The organism is Pseudomonas gebzensis (genome assembly GCF_034427815.1).
In the GTDB taxonomy this organism is placed as follows: domain Bacteria; phylum Pseudomonadota; class Gammaproteobacteria; order Pseudomonadales; family Pseudomonadaceae; genus Aquipseudomonas.
The window spans coordinates 197,281-214,540 of the sequence record NZ_JAXQNS010000010.1; the positions used below are offsets into that span (position 1 = coordinate 197,281).

Here is a 17,260-nt window from a genome sequence, read left to right on the forward strand (position 1 = left end):
CAAGCCTGTCGACCCCAGATGATCCAGACGGTCAGGCAACTGCTGACACAGCAACGCTCAGGCCATCTGCAGCCGTTGAGCCGCGGACTTGCCCTGAAGCCAAATACGCTGGCCTCCTAACGCTCCCGCAATGCCTCCCGCGCCCGATTCATTGGCTTGATCAGGTAATCCAGAATCGTCTTCTCACCTGTGCGGATGTCCACCGTCGCCACCATGCCCGGGGTGATGGCGAACTGCTTGCCCGCCTTGTTTTGCAGGCTGTCGCGGTCGGTGCGGATGAACACGCGGTAGTAGTAGATCTCTGGTTTCACTTCGTCCTGCAGGGTGTCGGGGGAGATGCCGACCACCTTGCCGTCAAGGCTGCCGTACACCGAGTAGTCATAGGCGCTGATCTTCACCTTGGCGGCCTGCTCGGGGTGGATGAAGGCGATGTCGCGGGGCGAAATGCGCGTTTCGATCAGCAGGCGGTCGTCCATCGGCACGATTTTCATCACCTGGCCGCCGGGCTGCACCACGCCGCCGAGGGTGTTGACTTCAATGTCCTTGACGATGCCGCGCACCGGCGAGCGCAGCGTCAGGCGGGTGAGCGAATCGGTGCGGCCGCGGATCACCGCCTTGAGGCTGTCGGCCTCGGCGCTGGCTTTGGCCAGTTCCTCGCGGGCGCGCACCAGGTACTCCGAGCGCGCTTCGGTGGCCTTGAGTTCCAGCTCCGAGCGCTGACGGTTCAGACGGATCACTTCGACCCGGCTGGAGGCGCCGAGCTTGGCCAGGTTTTCGGTGATCTGCAGCTCGCTGCGCACCAGGCGCAACGAGTCCTGGATGCCGGCCAGGGTCTGCTCCAGACCGCGGCGGCGGGTCTGATACAACGCCGTTTCGGCTTCTTTCAATTCAGCGGAATCGCCGAGGCTGTCGGGGAATACCAGTGGTTTGCCGCTGACCTCGGCCCGCAGCCTGGCGACGCTGGCCAGGGCCGCGCGGTATTTTGCCTCGCTCTCGCCGACCGTGGATTCGGTCTTGGTCGGGTCGAGCTGGGCGAGGACCTGGTCGCGCTGCACCCGGTCGCCTTCGGCGACGTTCATCTGCGCGACGATGCCGCCCTCGAACGACTGGATCACCTGCTCGCGCGAGCTGGGAATGACCTTGCCGGTGCCGGTGGAGACTTCGACGATCTCGAACCAGGCCGCCCAGGCGATAAACGCCGCCAGCATCAAGGCGCAGGCCATGATCACGCGGCCGGCGCGCAGCACGGCATGGTCGTCCTGGCCGTCGAGGTATGAAGCGGGTAGAGAGGGATGGCTCATGCCTGGCCTCCTTGGCTGGGTCGTGCTGGCGCAGCTGTGCGCGCGTCGTGCTGACCTTCGCGGGCCGCTGCGCAGGGGCATGCAGTGCTCATACCTGGCCTCCTTGGCGCAGCCGTGCCAGCGCGGCGTCGCGCGGGTCATCGATGACGATGCGTCCGCCGTCGAGCACCAGCACCCGGTCGACCCGTTGCAGCACGCTCATGCGGTGGGTGGCGATGACCAAGGTGCGGCCCTGGCAGAAGCGCTCGAGGTTATCCAGCAGGGTGCGTTCGCTGACGTCGTCGAGCGCCGCGGTGGGTTCATCGAGCAGCAGCACCTGCGGCTGGCGCAGCAACAGGCGCGAGAGCACCAGCGCCTGGCGTTGCCCGCCAGACAGCCCGACACCGCCTTCCAGAATCAGATGGTCCAGGCCCTTGGGCAGTTGTCGCACGAAGGCCAGCGCGCCGCTGGCAGACAGCGCCGCGACCAGCTCCTGGTCGCTGGCCTGGCCCGCGCCGAGGGTCAGGTTTTCCCGCAGGGTGCCGTGGAACAGCCGCGCGTGCTGGGCCAACAGGCCGACATCGCGGCGTAGATCGGCCGGATCCAGGTGCGCCAAGGCGATACCGTCCAGCGTGACCTCGCCTTGAGTCAGGTCCATGGCACCGCCCAAGGCGTGCAGCAAGGTCGACTTGCCGGCGCCATTGCGCCCAAGCACAGCGATGCGCTCGCCGGGCGCGATGTCCAGCTGGCCGATGTTCAACGCCGGCGCCGCCTCGGGGCTGTAGCGAAACACGGCCTGGCGCAGGTGGTATTCACCCTGGATGGCGGGCACGTGCACCCGCGCCTCGCCTTCGGGATGATCCACCGGGCTCTGCATCAGCTTGTCGATGCCTTCCAGTGCCACCTTGGCTTGCTGCCAGCGGGTCAGCACGTGGGTCAGTTGCGCCATGGGCGCCATCATGCGCGACGCCAGCATGGAGGCGGCGACCAGGCTGCCGGTGGTCAGGTCGCCGGCGATGACCATCGGCGCGCCGACCACCACCACCACGGCGAACACCGCGCCCTGAATGTTCTGCGTCCATGTCACCAGACCGTTGGTCAGGGTGCGCAGGCGCAGGCTGTTGTGCGCGCAGGCCGCGTTGTACTGGTTCCACTGTCGCTCGAAACGCGCCTCGGCCTGCAGCGCCTTGATCTCGTCCAGACCCTGGATGCTCTCCACCAGCATGGCGTTGCGCAGTGCCGATTCACGCATCGAGGCGTTGGCCAGGCGTGCCAGGCGGCGCTGGGCGAGAATGCCCGGCAGGATCATCAACACCAGTGCCGCCAGCGGAATCACCACCAGCACCCCGCCGATCAGCCAGAACACGAACAGGAACAGCAAAAAGAACGGCAAGTCCGCCAGCGCCGTGGCGGTACTCGAGGTGATCAGGTCGCGAATCTGCTCCAGCTCGCGCAACTGCGAGATGAACGAACCGGTGGATTTGGGCCGCATCGAATTGCGCAGGCGCAGCGCGTGGCCGTAGACCAGATCGGAAATGCGCAGGTCCGCCCGCTTGCCCAGCAGGTCGGTCACCTTCAAGCGCAGCAGGCGCATGGTCAGATCGAACACCAGCGCCAGCACCACGCCGCCGAACAGCACGTACAGCGTGGGCAGCGACTCGGCCGGAATTACCCGGTCGTACACCTGCATGGAAAACAGCACCCCGGCCAGTGCCAGCACGTTGGCCACCAGGGACGCCAGCATCACCTGGCCATAAGGGCGCAGGTCACGCAGCACGATGCGTGCAAACCAGTGGCGGTCGTAAGGCGCGGTGTAGTCGTCGGTGCGCACGTCGCGCAGCGGGCGGGCCGGGCGCAGCAGGGCCACGCGCTGGATACGGCCTTGCAGCTCGTCCCGGTGCAGGCGGCTGGCCAGGCCTTGGTCGCCGGCAAAGACCACGGCCAGTTGATCGTCTTCGGTCACCGCGTCGACCACCGCCAACTGGCCGTCATCGAGTTCCAGCACCAGCGGCGTGCGCCACTGGCGCAGGCCCTTGGCGTCGAAGCGCACGAAGCGCAGGGTCAGGCCGGCCTGGCGGGCCATGTGCCGAAGGATTTCATCCAGCGGCCGGGCATCTTCGGCAGCGGCCAGACGAATGCGTTGCGGCGAGACATCCAGGCGATAGTGCTGGGCCACGTGCAGCACGATTTCCAGCCACGGGCCGAGGTCGGGGTGCTCGGGGGTGGGTGCAGGCGCGGCCGGTTCAGTGAAAGTGATGGCATCGTTCATGGCAGGATCTCCACACCTTGCAGGCGATGGCCCTCAAGGCCCAGCACCGGGCGCAGCGCGCCGTTGTTGTACAGGCAGTCGACGTTCAGGCGCAGCAGGTCGGAGCGTGTCGCGGCCATGTCGAAGCGCGACTGATAAATCTCCTGCTCGGCGTTGAGCAGATCGAGTAACGGCCGGGTGCCGAGGTCGAGGTATTGCCGGCCATAGAGCATGCGCGCCTCCTGGATACTGGCCTGGCGCAATTGCAGCGAGCGCAGGCGGCGGCCCAGCCCTGAGGTCTGCGCCTGGGCCTCGGCCAAGCCACGACGGGCCTGCAGGCGGGCGTTGTCTTCGGCGTAATCGGCGGCGCTCAAGGCGTGCCCGGCGGCGCGCGCGCGGGCACTGGTGGCGCCGCCCTGGTAGATCGGCACTTCGACATTGAGGTAGATCCCGGCCTGGGTGCGGTCCAGGCGACGGTTGTCGCGGTTGTAGTCGTTGTCCAGGTAGTGGTTGATCTGCGGCTGCAGCGACACGGTCGGGTAGGCCTCGGCCTTGGCCTGGGCGAGCTCGGCCTGCGATTGCGTGCGTTGTGCCAAGGCCATCAGCACGGCGGGCAGGCGGTCGTCACTGGCCAGGGGGCGTTGGCAGCCCTGGTCCAGTTCGGCCGGTGCTGCATCGGCCAACGGCGGTGGTGCCGCACGCCCGAGCAAGGTGGCCAGCGCCGCCCGCCAGCGTTGGTGCTGCGCCTGGTATTCCTCGAACACTGCCTGCGCAGCGTCTGCCCGCGATTGCGCCTGGACCACATCGGAGCGGGTGCTGGCGCCCATGTCGCTGCGCTGCTGGGCCAGGCCGACGATGTCGCCCACCGCGGTGATCTGCGCGCGGGCAATGTCCATCAACTGCGCGTAGCGCTGGGTCTCGATCCAGGCGTAGGCGGTTTCGCGGGCCAGCTCGTCGATCACCAGCAAAATGTTGGCCTGCGCCCGCGCAGCGGCGGCATTGGCCGCATCGACGGCATAGTCGACTTTGCCGAAGTCATAGAGCATTTGTTTAAGCGACAGATTGAGCGCCTGGCTGTTGCGATCACCGCCACTGCCGGTGTCGTAGCCGCCGCGCAAGCCGCCGGAAATCTGCGGGTAGTAGCCGGAGCGGGCGACGTTGATCCCTTCGCCCTGTTTGTACAAATCGCCGATGGCTTCGGCGATCCGCGGGTGCCACTGCACGGCAAGCAACGCCGCCTCGGCCAGGCCCAGGCGATCCTGGCCCGCCGGCGCCTCGCCGGTGATGGGGCGCGCCGGCGAGGCATGGGGCGTATCCCGTAATAAAGAGGGGCCGATCCGGCGTAGGGCCGGATCGATGTCATCGGCCGCCAGGGCAGCCGGGTGCAGCATCGACGACAGCAGCCCGAAGGCGCCCAATAACAGCGGTAACCGCACACAGCCTGGCTTCACAGCATTCCCTTACTACGACGTCGTCCTTGACCGCCGAGCCTGGCCCGGTGCGATCCGTCCTGACCGGGCAGGGAGCGTTGAGCGCAACGCCACTCCACCCGATCAAGGCGCATCACCCAGCGCCTGACGCCCGGCGCGTTTGCGGGGCCTAGACCACGTGCACCCCGTTCTGAATCCACAACTGCTGGCTTGGGTCTTCCTGCGCCGTGTATTGGTTATAGTCGATTCCGTCCGCCGCTTCCTGGCCGGTCAGGCTCCACAGCCCGCCGAGCAGCACCGAGTCTTCGCCGTCGCCCCTGATCAGCAACGGGCTGGCGGCGGGGTCGGTGACGGCGATCACATCTTCCAGGCTGATGCTCAGGCTCACCGCGCTGGTGGCGTTGAGGTCGAGCACTTCCAGGTCATGCACCTGGCCCACCAGGCTGCCGAGGTCGATGCTGGCGTCGCCGCCTTGCCACAGCAGGGCCTGGCCGTCGGCGGCGTCGTCGACGTGGGCGAAACCCTCGTCGCCCAGCAGGTCCTGTGCCAGCGCGACGTTCGCGGCCGTTGCATCGGTGTGCACAGCGTCGCGTGGGTCATCGCCGTTGGCGTGCCCGGCCTGGCCGTCGGCATCATCGGCCAGGGCTGCCAGCAGCGTGGCCTCGGCGCTCGCTTCGCCCATCGCCAACCGCTGCATGCCGGTGACCACGCCTTCGGTCACGGAGACCTTCAGCTGGGCGGTATCCACCGTGCCGTTGGGGTGGGTGAGGGCATAGGTGAAGGTGTCCACCTGGCCCACCACGGCACTGCCCAGGCCGGAATTGAGCGTGTAGCTGTAGCTGCCGTCGGCTTGCACCAGCAGCGTGCCGTACAGGCCGATCACACTGATGCCGTTGTAGCCCGGCACTGCGTAGGTGTTGGCGGCGGTCTGCACGCTGAAGGTGGTGAGGTTGGAGCCCAGGGTGTCGCCGTTGAGCAGATTGCCAGTGGCGACCGTCGAGCGATCCACCACGAACTCGGTGAGCGACTTGGTGCTGGTGTTGAGCGTGGAGCTCACGCTGGTTGCCCCCAAGCCCAGCACTGAGCTGGCCTTGACCGTCAGCTGGTAGGTGCCTGCGCTCTGGTTGGCGAAGGTATACCCACGGGCGGCACCGCCGACCAGGCTGAGCAAATCGTTGCCATTGACCGTCTGCACGTTCACATACTGACCACTGGCGTTGAGCTTCTGCAGTTGCACCGAGGCGCCGCCGAGCAGCGCCAGCAGGCTGCTGGATGTCAGCACCACTTGCAGGTCGGCCGTGGTACCTGCGGCCACGGTGTGGGTCAGGACGCTGGTTTTGGTCGTGAGCAGGGCCGGCAGGTCGATCCGCGCGAAATCCTGGGTAGCCGGGGTGACTTTGTTGGCCAGCACCACATTACTGCGCCCCACATCGTCCACCGCATCCACCAGTTTGGCGGGTGCTGCCAGGTTGGCGTCGTTCCATACCTCGGTGGCTTGCGGACTGTCGAGGCGCACGTACAGGTTGGCGGTATCGCTCTTGCCGTTGGGGTGCACCAGTTGATAGCCGAACACATCGACCTTGCCGACGCTGGCCGTGCTGCCGCTGGGGGTGTAGGTGTAGCTGCCGTCGGCCTTGATCACCAGGCTGCCGTACAGGCCCTGCACCGTGGTGGCGGTGCCGGCGCTGACATAGCTGCCGCCCTTGAGCACCTGCAGCACGGCGGCGTTGTCGGGGCCGAGCAAGTCCCGGGTGCCGTCGGTGCCCTGATCGGTGATGACGTTGCCAGACACCGCCACACCGCTGCCGGTGAACTGGGTCAGGCTGGTGGTCTCGATGTCCAGGCGGGTGTTGACCGTGGTCAGCACGTTGAGCCCGCCGGAGCGCACCACCAGTTGGTAGTCACCTGCGCGCAGCGTACCGATGTCAGCCTGCACGCCGACACCGGGCAGCAGTAGGAGGGTCAGCAGCGCTGCGTCGTTGCCAGTGCTGATATCGACCCAGGCGCCTGCCGCATTCTTCACCTGCAAGGTGAAGGTCGAACTGTTGAGCAGGCCGAGGGCGTTGTTGGTGCTGAGGGTCAGCAGCGGGTCCACGGTGGTGCCGGCGGCGACGGTCCAGCTGAAGGTCTTGGTGGTGTTGATACCCACCACCAGGCTGTAGCTGTCGATAATCGGCGCCTGGACGCTCACCACAGGCGCCAGGTTGACCGCTGCCGTGGCCAGGTTGTCGCTGGCCACCACCGGGGCGTTGGCATCGATGTCCGGTGCCACCACTGTGGCGTTGCCGGACACGTTGCCGCGCGGGTCGGTGAGGGTCACGGTGAGTGACTGGCCATTGTCCTGCGGTGGATTCAACACCACGGCAAACAAGCCGCCGGCGCCGATCACCGTGCCGGTCTGCAACACCGTGCCATCAGCGCCGCGCACGGTGACCGTGGCGCCCACTTCACCGCTGCCGGTGAGCAGCGTACCGGTCGCGTTGACGGCCACGCTGCCAGCCACCGCCGGCGCGGTGAAGTCGGGTGCGACCACCGACGTGACGGCCGACACATTGCCCGCGCCATCGGTGAGGGTGACGTTGAGCGTCTCGAAGTTGACCTGCGGCGTGGTCAGGGTCACCACGAAGGTGCCGTTAGCCGCCACCAGCGCATTGCCGACCACCACGCCGGCGCTGCGCACGATCACCCGCGTGCCCGCCTCACCGGTGCCGGTGAGCACGGTGCCTGCCGCGTTGAGGTCGATGCTCGGCGCGGTGGGCGGGGTGCTGTCGGCAGCGGTCAAGGTGCTGCTGGCCGAGAGGTTGCCGGCCAGGTCGGCCTGGCGCACGGTCAGCACCTGGCCATCCAGCTGCGCGGCGCTCAGGGTCAGCTCGAACTGCCCGCTGGCGGCGACCCGAACCGAACCCAGGGCAATGCCATTGCGCCCGGTCACGGTGACCAGTGCCCCGGCTTCGCCGCTGCCGACCAGGCGGCTGCCACCGTCGAGCAGCTGCAGGTTGGCGGGCGCGGCAGGAGCCTGTACGTCCGGCACGTTGTAGCTGGTCTCGGGCGACGGGTTACCTGCCGCATCGGCCTGGCGCACGCTAAGCACCTGGCCGTTGAGCTGCGGGCTGGCGAGGGTCACGGCAAAGGTGCCAGCCATGGTCACCAGCGCGCTGCCGATCGGCGTGCCCAAGGCATTGCGCACGGTCACGGTCGCGCCTGCCTCGCCGGTGCCGCTGAGCACCAGGCCATTGGCCGACAGCGCGGTAATCACCGGTTGCGCCGGCGGGGTGATATCGGCCGCGATCAGCATGAACGGTTGCGACTGGCCGCCGCTGGAGCTGGCGGTGACGTCGAGCGACTGGCCGTTCAACTGCGCCTGTTGCAGCGTGACGCTAAACACGCCAAGCGCCGTGGCCTGGCCACTGCCCAGTTGCACTCCGGCTGCGTTGTACACGCGCACCTGGCTGCCGGCCGTGGCCAGGCCGCTGACGATCAGCCCATCGAGGCTGAGCACGACATTGGTCGGTGCGGCCGGGACCGGTTCCAGCGGCGTGGCGTAAGGCGCCGGCAGGGACACGTTGCCGGCAAGGTCGGTCTGCGTGACGGCCAGCGCGCCGCCCGGTGTGGCGGCGGGGCTCAACACCACCTGGAAGGTGCCGTTGGCCGCCACCACGGCGGTGCCCAGCAGGGTGCCGCCCTCGGTCACCCGCACATTGGCACCGGCTTCGCCGCGGCCGGTCAGCAAGGTGTAGCCGGTGTTGACCGACAGGTTGCTGACCGCCTCCGGCGCAGTGGAGTCCAGTGCCGTCACGGTCTGCGCCGCGGCGCTGTTGCCGGCAGCGTCGGTGGCGACGATCGTCAGGGTCTGGCCATTGGCCTGGGCTGGCGCAATGGGCACGCTGAAGGCACCGCTGGCCGGCACGATGAGGGTGCCGAGCAAGGTGCCGTCTGCGCTGCGCACCGTCACCGTGGCGCCGACTTCGCCGTTACCGGTCAGCAGCGTGCCCGGGGCATTGAGGCTCAGGTTCAGCAGCGGCTCAGGCGGGGTCAGATCGCGGGCAGTGAGAAGCAGTGGCGTGGACGGATTGCCAGTGGCGTCCTGGGCAACCACGCTGAGCACTTCGCCGTTCTGCTGGGCAGTCAGCAGATCGAGGACGAACATGCCCTCGCTGTCGATCACGCCCCGAGCCAGCAGGTTGCCGAGGTTGTTGACCACGGTGATGCGCGCGCCGGCTTCACCGCTGCCGGTGATCTGGGTGCCATCGACATTGAGGCTGGCCAGCACTTGCGCCGGTGGCGTGACGTCGAGGGCCAGCAGCGAGGTGGGCAGTGACACGTTCTGGCTGGCGTCCTCGAGGCTGACGCTGAGCCGTTCGCCATTGAGCTGCGGAGCGTCGAGCGGGATCAGGAAGCGCCCATCGGCCGCCACCGTGCCTGTGCCGATCAGCGTGCCGCCCACACTGACCCGCACCGTGGTGCCGATCTCGCCGGTGCCACTGAGCTGAGTGCCGGCAGCGTTCAGGCTGAGGTTGTCCGGCGCCAGTGGCGGTGTGCGATCCGGAGCGATGACCTGCACCGGTTCGCTGACATTGCCGGGTGGGTCGGCCTGCTGCACGTCCAGCACTTGCTGGTTGATCTGCGGCGGGCTGAGCTCGACACGGAAGGTTTCGTCGGCCTGTACCAGGCCGCGGCCCAGTTCCTGGCCGTTCGCATCGCGCACCGTGACGGTCGCGCCCGGCTCGCCACGGCCGGTCACCACGCTGCCATCGACGCTGATGCGCACCAGGGTGAGGGGCTCGGGCGGGGTGAAGTCCGGGGTGGTCACGCTCAGAGGGGGCGAGACATTACCGGCCACATCGGCCTGGGTCAGGGTCAACACCTCGGCATTGCTCAGTGCCGGGTTCAGGGCCAGGGTGAAGTTGCCGCTGCTGTCGACGGTCGCCGTGCCAAGGGATTGGTTGGCGGCGTTGAGCACGGTGACCACCGCGCCGATTTCGCCACGCCCGGTCAGCGTCACGCCGTCGGAGGAGACCGTGACTTCGCTGAGGATCGCCGGCGGTGTGGTGTCCAGGGCGGTAAGGTCGGTGCCGGTCGAGCGGTTGCCGGCCGCATCGCTGAGCACCACGTGCACGGTTTCACCATTGGCCTGCCAGGGCGTCAGGGCCACTTCGAAGGTACCGTTGGCACGCACGGTGGCGCTGCCCAACAGGGCGCCGTCGGCAGCCATGACACTGACCCGCGCACCCGCCTCGCCAGTGCCCAGCAGCAGGCTGCCGCCGGCGCTGAACTGCAGGTTGGCAGGCGCATCGGGGGCGGTGCGGTCCGCGACCACCAGGCTGATGCTGTCGGAAATGTTGCCCGCCAGATCGGCCTGTTCGACGCTGATGCGCTCACCGTTGAGCTGCGCGGGGTCGAGCGTAACGCTGAAACGCCCGTCAGCCTCCACCACGGCGCTACCCAGCGCGATGCCACCGTTGCCGGTTACGTTGACCGTGGCGCCGGCTTCGCCTTTGCCGCTCAGCACCAGCCCGTCGTTCGACAGCAGCAGTTGCGTGACCGGCAGCGGGGCGATCAGGTCCGGGGCTTGCAGCGTGGTCGGCAGCGACAGGCTGCCATCGATACCCTGCGCGCTGATTTCCAGCAGCTCGCCGTTCGCCTGACGGCTGGTGAGGGTGACGGTGAAGTTACCGCTGGCCTGCACCTCGGCGCTGCCCAGCAGCAGTCCGGTCGGGCCGTACACCTGCACGGTACTGCCCGGACTGGCGAGACCGCTGAGGCTCAGGCCATCGTCGGCCAGCAGCAACTGCGACGGGGTATCGGATGGCGCAATGTTCGGCACCTCCAGCGTTGCAGGCAGCGAGGCATTGTTGCGGGTATCGACCTGCACCACGCTCAGCTCAAGGCCAGGCTCGGCAGGTGGGTCGAGGGGCACGGAGAAGTGGCCCTGCGCATCCACCACGGCGCTGCCGAGGAGGGCATCGTCAAGGCCTGTCACCGTGACCGTGGCGCCGACTTCACCGTGCCCGGTAAGGGTGATGCCATCGGCTGACAGCGCCAGGTGGCTGACCGGCTCCGGCGCGGTGGTGTCTTCTGCCGTCAGGCGGGCGATGGCCGACACGTTGCCGGCCGCATCACGGGCGGTGACCTGCAGCGCTTCACCATTGAGCTGCGCGGTGGCCAGATCGACCCGGAAGGTGCCGTTGGCCTCAGCGACTACCGTGCCCAGGCGCTCGCCAGCGGCATTGCGCACCTCGACGGTGCTGTTGGCTTCGGCCCTGCCGGACAGTTGCACACCGTTCTGCGCCAGCACCAGGTCCAGGGGCGCAGCCGGTGCGGTGAGGTCGGGCGCAATGACGGTCACGGCGCCCGAGGGGACACCAGCCGGGTTGGTTTGCACCGCGCTCAGCCGCTCGGCATTGAGCTGCGGCGTGTCGAGAGTAAGCGCAAAGGTGCCGTTGGCGGCGATCAGGCCGGTGCCGATCAGCACGCCGTTAGCATCGCGCACGCTGACCGTATTCCCCGCCTGGCCCAGGCCCTGCAGGGTCAGCCCGTCGTTGTTGAGCGTGACGTTGCTCAGCGCGGCGGGCGGCTGCAGGTCCGGGGTGCTCAGGGTGAGGGCGGCCGAGACGTTGCCGGCGGTATCGACCTGGGTGACGCCCAGGGTCAAGCCGGCGTTCTGCGGCGGGGTGAAGACGACCGTGAACAGGCCGTCTTCACCGACCCTGACCGAGCCGACCAGCGTGCCGTCGGGCGTGCGAACGCGCACCAGCGCACCGGCCTCGCCGGCACCGCTCAGTTGGCTGCCATCGGCGCTGAGCATGAGCTGCGTGACAGCAAGCGGCGGCGTGCGGTCTGGCGTGGCCACTTCAGCAGGTTCGGAATAATTGCCGGCGCGGTCGGTGAGGGTGACCTGCAGCGGCGTACCGGTGACCTGAGCGGCAGGCAAGGTGATCTGGAATTGCCCTGCCTGGTTGACAGTGCCGCTGGCCAGCACGGCGCCGTTGGCGTCGAGTACGGTCACGCTGGCACCGGCTTCACCCAGCCCGCTGAGCACCGTGGCGGCGGCGTTCAGGGCAAGCCCGGTGGCCGCTGCCGGTGGGGTGAGGTCGGGCGCGGTCGTGGTCGTGACCGACGAAAGGTTATCGGCGGCATCCACCTGGCTGACCCGCAAGGTTTCGCCATTGCGCGGTGCAGGATCCAGCTGGACGTTGAAGCGGCCGTCGCCATCGACCACGGTGCTGCCCAGCAGCCTGCCATCGGCATCGCGCACGTTGACGGTCGCGCCCGTCTCACCGCGGCCACTCAAGGCCGAGCCATCACGCTCGACCAGTAGCTGCGTCGGTGCATCGGGGGCGGTGCTGTCGCGGGCGATGAGGCTGGCCGGCTCAGACACGACCCCGGCGGCGGAGCGGGCACTGACCTGCAGTGTCTGGCCGTTGAGCTGCGCGCTGGTGAGGAACACCAGGAAGGTGCCGTCGCTGCCCACGCTGGCACTCCCCAGGACCTGCCCGCCAGCGGTGACCGTGATCTGCGCGCCGACCGCACCCACACCCGTCAGGCTGAAGCCATCGAGGCTGAGTGCCAGCTCGCTCGGTGAATCGACGGGCACACGGGGCGGCCCGTCGACCTGCACGGGCTCGAGGTTTTCATTGCCTGCGGCATCGATGACCACCACCTCGGCGCTGTCGCCGGTCAGTAGCACAGGATCGAGACGGACCACGAAGCTGCCATCGTTGCCGACCCGCACGCTGCCCAGCTCGCCGGCGCCACTGCGCACCAGCACCGTGCTGCCGGGCTCGGCGCTGCCGCTCAGGCTGCTGCCATCGGCGCTGACCGCCACGTTCAGTGCAGCCTCCGGTGGGGTGGTGTCAGGGGCGTTGAGCGGCAACTCGATCGAGACCCGCCCAGCGCTATCGGTGGCGACCACACTCAGGGCTTCGCCATTGGTCAGCGCCGCCGGCAGCAGCGCCGTGAAGCTGCCATCGGCCTGCACCTGGGCGGTGACCAGCGCTGCGCCGTTGGCATCGCGCACCGTGACGCTGGCCGCCCCGCCAGCGCTGCCGCTGACCGTGAGGCCATCCAGGCTGACGCTGACGTCGGTCGGTGCTTGCGGTGGGGCAGCGGTTGGGGCGGTGACGGTGGTCGCCAGGGAGGTGTTTTCCTGGGCATCGGTCAGGGTGATCTGCAACGACTGGCCATTGTCCTGCGGTGGGGTCAGGTTGATCACGAACAGCCCACCGGCAGGCACCTCGCCGGTGCCGATCACATCGCCGGCGGCGTTGCGCACCGTGACGTTGCTGCCCACTTCACCGGTGCCGACCAACTGGCTACCGGTGGCGTTGAGCTGCACGTTCTCGGGGGCCAGGGGCGCGGTGGTGTCTTTTGCGCTGACGCTGATCGGCGAAGAGGCGTAGCCTGCGCCGTCGATCACCACCACGATCAAGACTTCACCATTGGTTTGCGCCGGCACGCTGACCTCGAAACGGCCATCGGCATCGACCGGTGCACTGCCCAGCAGCCCGCCCTGGGTATTGCGCACCTCAACGGTGGCCCCTGCCTCGGCGTTGCCGCTGAGCAATGTGCCCTCGGCGTTCAATTGCAGGTCCTCGGCGCGGTCAGGCGCTTGCAGGTCAGGCGCCAGCAGCTCGACCGCTGGCGAAACGTTGTTGCCGCCATCGGTCAAGCTCACGCTCAAGGTCTGGCCGTTGAGCTGGGCCGGCGTCAGCGACACGCGGAAACTGCCATCCTCGGCCACCCTGGCAGTGCCGATCACCTCTGCGCCGCTGCGCACGGTCACCGTGGTGCCGGGTTCGCCCAGGCCGGTGAGCACGCCGCCATCGGCAGACACCATCAGCGTGCTGGCCGGCTCCGGCACTTCGGTGTCCGGTGCAGCCACGGCGACCGGCGAGGACAGATTGCCCGCCTCATCGCGCTGCTCCACAGCCAGGACCTGGCCGTTGGTTTGCGCAGGGTCCAGGGCGACGCTGAAACGGCCGTCATCCTGCACTGGCGCGGTGCCGAGCACGGCGCCGGTGGCATCGCGCACGGTGAGGGTGGCGCCGGCTTCGCCAAGGCCGCTGAGTTGAGCCCCGTCGCCGCTCACCAGCAGTTCGCTGACGGGCGCTGGCGCCTGGGTATCGGGCACGCCAAAGGCCACTGTGGCGCGCTCGCCTGCGGCGTTGTCGGCCGCGATGCTCAGCGATTCACCGTTGCGCTGGGGTTCGGCAAGGCTGACGGTGAAGCGCCCGGCAGCATTGACGGTGGCGCTGCCGAGAAGTTGGCCCTCGGCACCGCGCACGGTGATGGTCGAACCGACCTGGCCGACGCCGCTCAGTTGCGTGCCGCCGCTATCCACCGCGAGGCCGGAGGGCTGCAGCGGGCCGAGCAGGTCGGGGGCTGTGACGGTATTGACCTGCGAGACGTTTCCGGCCTCGTCGGTGAGCACCACCTGCAAGGCCTGGCCCTGCAACTGAGCGGGGCTCAGGGTCACGGTGAAGCGGCCATTGAGACGCACCACGCCACTGCCGAGCAATTGGCCGTCTGCGCCGAGCACCTGCACGGCGGCGCCGGGTTCACCGCTGCCGCTCAGCAGGCTGCCGTCGGCACTCGCTTGCAGCCCGCTGGCGGGTTCCGGGGCGGTGATGTCGGGCGCGGTGGTGGGCGCGGGCAGCCCACTGTTGCCCGCAGCATCGACCACCACCACGATGAGGTCTTCGCCATTGGCGCGCGGTGGGTCGAGGGGCAGTTGGAAGGTGCCGTCGGCATCGGCCTGAGTGGTGCTCAGCACAGTGCCCTGGCTGTCACGCACCTGCACCTGGCTGCCCGCCGGCGCGGTACCGCTGACGGTGGCACCGTCTTCGGCGACCTGCACGTTGCCCGGGCTGGGCGGCAGGATGATAGCCGGCACATTGAGGTTGACCGCTGCAGAACTGTTACCCGCCGCGTCGACCTGTACCAGCGCCAAGGCATCGCCCGGCGCTACGCCCACGTCCAGCACGATCAGGAACACGCCATTGCTACCCACCAGGCCACTGCCCAGCAGGGCATCGCCAGCGCCGCGCACTTGCACGGTGGCCCCTGGCTCACCACGGCCGGCGATCAGGCTGTTGGCAACGTTGACCACCACGTCGAGTACCAGCCCGGGCGCTGTGGTGTCCGGCACGCTGTAGTCCAGTGGTGTCGAGCGATTGCCGGCGGCGTCGATCACTTCGACGGTCACGGCTTCGCCGTTGCGCAGTGGCGTTTGCAGGGTCAGCGCGAAGGCACCCTCGGGGCCTGCAAGGGTTTGCCCCAGCAGCTCGCCATCGGCACCTCGCACCTCGACCCGTGCTCCCGCCTCGGCGTTGCCGCTGAGCAGTTGGCCATCATTGAGCGCCACATCAGTGGGCGCTTGCGGAGCGATCAGATCAGGCGAACCGATCACCGCGCTGGCGCTGTTGCCCGCTGCATCGGTCAGGGTCACGCGCAGCGCGCTGCCGTCGATGATCGCGGGGCTCAGGCCGAGGAGGAACTGGCCGTCCAACCCGACCTGGGTCTGCGCCAGCACTTGGCCTTGGGCATCGAGCACGCGCACCGTGGTGCCCGCTTCGCCGCGCCCGCTGAGCAGGCGACCGTCGTCGCTGATCGCCAGCTCGATCGGTGCCCCAGGGGGGGTGGTGTCGATGGGCACATTGATCTGGGGCGCAGTGACTGCGCCGCTTGCGGACGTGTTGCCTGCCGCGTCGACAGCAGTCACTTGCAGCGGCTGACCGGCCACTTGCGGCGGTTGCAGCGCCACGCTGAAGCTGCCGGTGGTATTGACCACGGCGGTGCCGAGCAGGGTGCCTTGCGCATCGACCACGCGCACGGTGCTGCCCGCTTCGGCGCGGCCGATCACCGTGCTGCCATCGGCGCTGACGGTGAGGGCGCTGGGGGCCTCAGGCGCGCTGATGTCGGGGGCGGTGATGAGCACCGGCAACGAGCTGGTGCCATCGGCGCCGATGGCCACCACCTGCAGGGACTCGCCGTTGGCTTGCGCCGGGTCGAGTTCGACCGTGAACGTACCTTCCACCCCCACACCGATGCTGACGATCACCGCCCCATCGGCATCGCGCACCTGCACCGTGGTGCCAGGTGCGGCCGTGCCGCTGAGGCTGCTGCCGTCTTCGGCGAGCACCACATTGTCGGGGCTGAGCGGGATCGGCGTGAGCGGCACGGTATGGTTGACGAAGTCCGAGGCCAAGCCCGCCGCATCGGTCTGCACCAGGGTCAAGGCGCTGCCTGGCAAGACGGCGTCCGTGAGCGGTAACTGGAAGTAGCCGTTCGCGCCCACCACACCGCTGGCCAGCAAGGCGCCGTTGTCGTTGCGCACCGTGACCGTGGCGCCTGGTTCGCCACGCCCGGTCACCAGCAGGCCATCGTTGCTGATCACGATGTTGCTGACCGGGTCGGGCGAGCTCATGTCGGGCACTGCAAACACCCGTGGCACCGAGCTGTTGCCGGCGCCGTCGATCAGGCGCACGTCCAGCGACTCACCGTTGAGCAGTGGCAGGTCGAGCACCAGGCTGAAGCGCCCATCGGCCTGCACACGGCCGCTGCCGATCAGCGTGCCATCGGCATCGCGCACTTCAACCCGCGCGCCGATTTCACCACTGCCGCTGAGCAGGGTGCCACCGAGCAGTTGCAGGTCGCCTGGCTGCTCGGGCGCGGTCAGATCCTTGCTGGTGACGAAGGTCGGATCCGAGGTGTTGCCAGCGGCGTCTACCAGGGTCACCTGCAAGGTACTGCCGTCGATCACCGGCGGGTCGAGGTCAAGGCTGAAGTTGCCCTGCGCATCGACCGTGCCGCTGCCGATGATCGCCCCTTGCGCATCGCTGACCTGCACGCGGGCATTGGTTTCGCCACGGCCGGTCAGGCGGACGCCATCGGCGGTAAGGGTCAACGCAATGGGGGCAGCCGGTGCGCTGGTGTCGATGGGCGCTTCGATGATGGGCGCGGTGACCGGCGTGGTGTTGGAGAGGTTGCCGGCGGCATCTGTGGCGGAGGCTTGCAAGGTTTGACCATCGGTTTGCGCAGGCGCCAACGAGACGCTGAAGCTGCCGGCATCGTTGACGACAGCGGTGCCGATTTCGGCGCCTTGGGCATTGACGACGTGGATGGTGCTGCCGGGTTCGCCGCGGCCGGTGAGGGTGGTGCCGTCGGCGCTGACGGTGAGCTGAGAGGGCTCGACCGGAGCGGTAATGTCGAAAGCGGTGATCGACGTTGGAATCGAGCTCTGGTTAGCGGCATCGATAGCGACTGCGTCAATGGTTTCGCCGTTGGCTTGTGGCGGTTGCAGC

4 protein-coding genes are annotated in these 17,260 nt (G+C 68.3%); all 4 read right to left on the reverse strand.

Features of this window, described 5'->3' with window-relative positions; translation table 11 throughout:
- Nucleotides 1-116 precede the first annotated feature (116 nt).
- Nucleotides 117-1,301 carry an HlyD family type I secretion periplasmic adaptor subunit gene (locus tag SJI00_RS18870; protein ID WP_322463190.1) on the reverse strand — a complete coding sequence of 395 codons (1,185 nt, stop codon included), beginning with the start codon at nt 1,299-1,301 and terminating at the stop codon, nt 117-119.
- A gap of 88 nt (nt 1,302-1,389) precedes the next feature.
- Complete coding sequence (locus tag SJI00_RS18875; protein ID WP_322463191.1) at nt 1,390-3,549, reverse strand: type I secretion system permease/ATPase; 2,160 nt, start codon at nt 3,547-3,549, stop codon at nt 1,390-1,392.
- The gene (locus tag SJI00_RS18880) at nt 3,546-4,919 is read right to left on the reverse strand and encodes a TolC family outer membrane protein (protein ID WP_322463198.1); all 1,374 of its coding nucleotides are present in this window, start codon (nt 4,917-4,919) and stop codon (nt 3,546-3,548) included. The genes SJI00_RS18875 and SJI00_RS18880 overlap by 4 nt, the downstream gene beginning before the upstream one ends.
- Before the next feature lie 208 nt (nt 4,920-5,127).
- Nucleotides 5,128-17,259: a BapA/Bap/LapF family large adhesin gene (locus SJI00_RS18885; protein WP_322463192.1), complete on the reverse strand. Its 12,132-nt coding sequence runs from the start codon at nt 17,257-17,259 to the stop codon at nt 5,128-5,130.
- Nucleotide 17,260: the final 1 nt, after the last annotated feature.

What these genes read in the sequence shown, in the direction of transcription:
- SJI00_RS18870 (WP_322463190.1), bottom strand. Translation starts at nt 1,301, where the DNA reads ATGAGCCATCCCTCTCTACCCGCTTCATACCTCGACGGCCAGGACGAC.
- SJI00_RS18880 (WP_322463198.1), bottom strand. Translation starts at nt 4,919, where the DNA reads ATGCTGCACCCGGCTGCCCTGGCGGCCGATGACATCGATCCGGCCCTA.
- SJI00_RS18875 (WP_322463191.1), bottom strand. Translation starts at nt 3,549, where the DNA reads ATGAACGATGCCATCACTTTCACTGAACCGGCCGCGCCTGCACCCACC.